Consider the following 4,702-nt stretch of genomic DNA (forward strand, 5'->3'; position numbering starts at 1 on the left):
CCACGTCGCGCTCGACGGCCCGTGGTTCGGCCGGGCCCAGCGCGGCGAGCAGGGCGGGCAGGTCCGGGCGTGCACCCGAACGCACCGCCCACAGCGCCGCGTCGGGTCCCAGACCGTTCGCGACCACCTCGGCGTGCATCCAATGCGTGTCCGTCTGCACGTGGCCGCCCCGCACCCACTTGGCCACCCGCCGGCCGAAGTCCGCGCGCTCGAACCCCTCGACGGAGCGGACCACGAAGCCTTCCCGGCGGGCGGGATCGAGCCGGATCGCCCGCAGCGCCCGCTCCTCGAAGATGCCGCGCCACAACACCGGCGGCGTCGGCACGCCCAACCCGCGCAGGAAGCGGGTGCTCTCGTCCCAGTCCAGGCAGCGATCGCCGGTCCAGACCGAGAACCCGTAGAACCAACTCGCCAGCGCGTCATAGCCGATCGAGTGCCGGGCGTACATGTTCTCGCCGCAGATCCGCCACCCGGCCGGGATCCGTGCGCCGATCCGGCCCTGTAGCGCCTTGACCCAGGTTCGGGAGGGGTGGTGCGCGGAGTCGAGCGAGCGGGCGTGCAGGCCGTCCGGGTACAGCGTGGTGTTCTCGCCGTCCAGCTTCTCGGTGACCACGACCTCGCGTCCGCGCAGCCCCGACAGGTCCGCGGCCCGCACGTCGTCGGCGCCGGCTCCGGGCGACCAGGGCACATGCGGCGTGCGGGGATAGTGCGTACGCATGTCCACTCCCCGCTCGCCGGCCTGTCGTCGGGGCCCGACCGTGGATCGAATCCCCGGTCACTGTAGGAGCCGACCGTACCCCGAGCCATCGAATATCGGCCCCGACCGGCTGCCCGGCGGCGCTGGTCGGCCGGGTACCGCCGGACGACGCGCGCCCGTCGGGGAGTTGCGCACCCGCCACAGGCGGGGACGCGTGTCAGGTTCGGGCGACGTGGCCGAGTCGCGCCGGCCGGGTGGTCACGGGCTGCCGATCGAGCGGATCAGGGCTTCACTCGCGTTGATCGCGGCGGTGGCGGTGTTGCCCTTGCGCTGGGCCATGACCGCGGCGACCACCAGTTGTGGCCGGCCGTCGATCCGGCGCTCGGCGGCGAAGACGAGGTTGCCGCCCGCCGGGGTGGTGAAGCCGGTCTTGCCCGCGAGCACGCCCTCGCGGCCGAGCAGGGTGTTGCTGTTGGACTTGGTGATCTGCGCGGAGTCGGTGTAGCTGCGGACGCCGGCGACCGCGGCGAAGGCCGGGTCGCGCATCGCGACGGTGAACAGCCTGACCTGGTCGGCGGCGGTGCTCACGGTGGCGCGGTCGAAGCCGCTGGGATCGGTGTAGGTGGTATCGCGCATGCCCAGCTCCTTGGCGGTGCGGTTCATCCGGGCGACGAAGCTCGCCTCGTCGCCGTCCACCCAGCGGGCGATCTCGTGGGCGATGTTGCTCGCCGAGACGGCCATCAGCGCCTCCAGGGCCCGACGCTCGGTGAAGGACTCGCCCGACGTGACCGGGGTCAGGCTCTCGAACCGGCGCAGCCGCTCCGGGTAACGGTTCGCCTCCTCGGCCGAGATGGTGAACGTCGGCCCCGGCGCGCCCGACACGAGCGGCTTGGCCTTGAGGAACAGGTAGGCGGTCATCACCTTGGCCAGGCTCGCGGTCGGTGTCGGCTTCGCCGTGCCCGAGGCGACCGGCTCCCGGCCCCCTTCGACCGCCACGGCCGCCTGGCCGTCCTTGGGCCAGGTGGGGGTGAGCGCGACGGGCGCATCGGGCCGGCCCGCGACGGTGGACACCGACACGGGCGTCGACGCCGGGGTGGTCCGGCCGGCCTCACCCACGCAGCCGGCGACGAGGGCCGGCAGCGCGGCGACGATCACCGCGATCGCCCCCAACGAGCGACGGCGGACGGGAAGCGTAGTGCGTGTGGTCATGGCCTCGACCCTGGCGAGCGCGGATGACCGCATCCGGCCGGGAAGAAGACCGTTCTGTCACAACCGGCTCGATCGCCACCGTGAAACGTGTTCGCGGCCGGGGGGCTGATCGATACTGAATCAATGGTTCGTGTGCTCCTGATCGAAGACGACCCCGCCGTGGCCGAGGGCCTGGCCATCGGCCTGCGCCGGCAGGGCCACGCGACCGAGGTGCGGCACACCGGCGAGGACGGCCTCGCGGGAGTGGCCGGATTCGATCCCGACCTGGTCGTACTGGACCTGATGCTGCCCGGCATCGACGGCTTCGAGGTGTGCCGGCGCCTCCGCCGGGCCGGCACCCTGCCGGTGATCATGCTCACCGCGCGCAACGAGGACATGGACGTCGTGCTGGGCCTGGAGGCGGGCGCCGACGACTACGTGGTCAAGCCGGTGCAGTCCCGGGTCCTGGAGGCCCGCATCCGCGCGGTGCTGCGCCGCACCGAGTCGGCGGTCCCGGCCGGGCGCCGCGAGGTACACGGCGAGCTGACCGTGGACCGCACCGCGCTCACTGTGCTCAAGGCCGGCCGGCCGATCGCCCTCGCGCCCTCCGAACTGCGGCTGCTGCTCGCCCTGTCCGCCTCCCCCGGCCAGGTGTTCAGCCGGGGGCAGTTGCTGGAGTCGGTGTGGGAGCACCCCTATCTCGGGGACAGCCGACTGGTCGACGCGTGCGTCAAACGGCTGCGGATCAAGATCGAGGAGCCGGCCGGCCCGACCCGCTACATCCAGACCGTGCGCGGCTTCGGCTACCGGTTCGGACCGCTGTGACCGGGCCGCTTTCCCGGCTGCGCGGGTTGCGCGGGCTGCGGGTGCGGCTGGCCTCGGCGTGCCTGCTCGTCGCCGCGTTCGCCGCGCTCGCGACCGCCGCGCTGACCTACCGGGAGGCCCGTACCGCGATGCTGCAGCGCGCCCAGGACTCGGTGGTGCGCTCGGTGCGCGATCGGGTCGGCGCGGTCGCACCGTCGGTGCCCTTCCCACCGGACCAGGCCGCGCTGGAGCGGATCGTCGCGCTGGTGGACACACGGGGCAACACCGACCACTGGACCGTCGCGGCCGGCTACCGGGATGTCTGGGCGACGACCGACCGCAGGTTGACTCCCCAGGAGATCCCGAGCGCGCTGCGCACCACCGTCACCGACTACGTCGCCACCGCCTTCCAGCGGGTGGACCGCAAGGGCGAGATCTGGCTCGCCGTCGGTGTGCCGGTCACCTTCGCCGAACCGCTCACGGGGATACCGTCCGGTGTGCAGGTCTACGTGCTCACCCCGATGCGCGCGCAGGTCCAGGAGGAGGCGGCCCTGGTTCGGGCCGCGCGCAACGGCGCGATCCCGGCGGTCCTGCTCGCACTGGTTCTGGCACTGGTGGTGGCCGGGGGAGTGCTGCGCCCGGTCCGGGCCCTGCAACGGGCCACCCGGCGATTGGCCCAGGGCCGCCTGGACACCCGGCTCCAGGTCAAGGGTGGGGACGAACTCGCGGAACTCGCACGGGACTTCAACCACACTGCGGCGGCCTTGGAACAGCATGAGGCGCGGCTTCGGATGATGGAGGCCCGGGCGCGCGGCTTCGCGGCCGACGTCTCGCACGAACTGCGCACCCCGCTGGCGGCGATGGCCGCCGTGATAGACGTGCTCGACGAGGACGCCGCCGCCGAACAACTGGATCCGGACACGGCCGCCGCGCTGCGTCTGGTCTCCGCGGAGACCGGCAAGCTCACCCGACTGGTCGACGACCTGATGGAGATCTCCCGCTTCGACGCGGGCGCCGCCGCGCTGCATGTGGACGAACTCGACGTGGCGGAGGCGGTGCGCCGCTGCCTGGCCGCCCGGGCCTGGTCGGAAGTGGTGAGCACCGACCTGCCGGAGGGGATTCGGGCCGAGGTCGACCCCCGGCGCTTCGACGTGGTGGTGGCCAACCTGGTGGGCAACGCGCTGCGGCACGGCGCGCCGCCGGTCGAGGTGGGTCTGGGCACCGAGCGGCGGGCGGACGGCGTGTGGATCGTGCTACGTGTCACCGACCGCGGTGCCGGTCTGGCCGCCGACACCCTGGACCGGGTCTTCGAGCGTTTCTTCAAGGCCGACTCGGCCCGGACCCGCTCCGCGGGCAGCGGACTGGGCATGGCGATCACGCTGGAGAACGTGCGGCTGCACGACGGACGCATCCGCGCGGCGAACCGAGCCGACGGCGGCGCGGTGTTCACCGTCGAGTTGCCCCGGTACGCCCCGAACCGAGTCGTGGAGGACGCATGATCACCGCCCGGTATCGACTCGCGCTCGCGGTGGTCGGGTTGCTTGCGGTCGGCGCCGGCTGCGGCATCCCCACCACCGGTCCGGTGCAGGCGGGGACGCCCGCCGAGGGCATCGTCTCGCCGGCTGCGTCGGGGCAGCCCGGCAGCCTGTACGTCTATCTGGTGGTCGACCACCGGATCCGACCCGTCCTGCGCACCTCGATCACCGGTGCCACCCCGCAGGCTGCGATCGACCTGCTGCTCGCGGGACCGAGCTGGGAGGAGGCCCGGAGAGGGGTGACCAGCGCCGTTTTGCCGCACGCCGGCCCCGCGAAGGTGAGCGTGCAGGACGTCGCCATCCGGATCGACCTCGCGGGCACGGCTCCGCTCACCGAGCTCGCCCTGAACCAACTGGTGTGCACCGCCTCGACGGCGGGCAACCGCAACGCCGCGGCCGCGGCCGCGGCCGCAGATCGGAAGTGCGTCGGGTTGGGGCTCGGGGGCGTGAGACCGGTGTAGATATAGGGGGTGGCCGG

General features: G+C 73.0%; 5 protein-coding genes. 3 read left to right on the top strand and 2 right to left on the bottom strand.

Annotated elements, in window-relative coordinates; genetic code table 11:
- Together ABZS54_RS42190 and ABZS54_RS42195 are read right to left on the bottom strand one after the other, a co-directional pair.
- Positions 1-718 (bottom strand): RNA ligase family protein (locus ABZS54_RS42190; protein WP_355548526.1); only part of this gene is annotated, 718 nt, incomplete at its 3' end.
- Between the two features lie 237 nt (positions 719-955).
- Complete coding sequence (locus tag ABZS54_RS42195) at positions 956-1,906, bottom strand: D-alanyl-D-alanine carboxypeptidase (protein ID WP_355548529.1); 951 nt, start codon at positions 1,904-1,906, stop codon at positions 956-958.
- A 123-nt stretch (positions 1,907-2,029) separates the two neighbouring features.
- On the opposite strand from ABZS54_RS42195, the gene ABZS54_RS42200 reads away from it, so the two are divergent.
- From ABZS54_RS42200 to ABZS54_RS42210, 3 genes are read left to right on the top strand one after another with little or no spacing between them, the layout of a single operon-like run.
- Entirely contained in the window at positions 2,030-2,710 is a 681-nt protein-coding gene (locus tag ABZS54_RS42200) for a response regulator transcription factor (RefSeq protein WP_355548532.1), read from the top strand.
- Positions 2,707-4,188, top strand: a complete 1,482-nt coding sequence (locus ABZS54_RS42205) for an ATP-binding protein (protein ID WP_355548535.1) — start codon at positions 2,707-2,709, stop codon at positions 4,186-4,188. Before ABZS54_RS42200 ends, ABZS54_RS42205 begins: the two co-directional genes overlap by 4 nt.
- The gene (locus ABZS54_RS42210) at positions 4,185-4,685 is read left to right on the top strand and encodes a hypothetical protein (RefSeq protein ID WP_355548538.1); all 501 of its coding nucleotides are present in this window, start codon (positions 4,185-4,187) and stop codon (positions 4,683-4,685) included. Before ABZS54_RS42205 ends, ABZS54_RS42210 begins: the two co-directional genes overlap by 4 nt.
- Positions 4,686-4,702: the final 17 nt, after the last annotated feature.

This window comes from Embleya sp. NPDC005575 (assembly GCF_040605455.1).
In the GTDB taxonomy this organism is placed as follows: domain Bacteria; phylum Actinomycetota; class Actinomycetes; order Streptomycetales; family Streptomycetaceae; genus Embleya.

Excerpts from the sequence above, each read along its gene's own strand:
- ABZS54_RS42195 (WP_355548529.1), bottom strand. The coding sequence starts at position 1,906 with ATGACCACACGCACTACGCTTCCCGTCCGCCGTCGCTCGTTGGGGGCG.
- ABZS54_RS42210 (WP_355548538.1), top strand. The coding sequence starts at position 4,185 with ATGATCACCGCCCGGTATCGACTCGCGCTCGCGGTGGTCGGGTTGCTT.
- ABZS54_RS42200 (WP_355548532.1), top strand. The coding sequence starts at position 2,030 with ATGGTTCGTGTGCTCCTGATCGAAGACGACCCCGCCGTGGCCGAGGGC.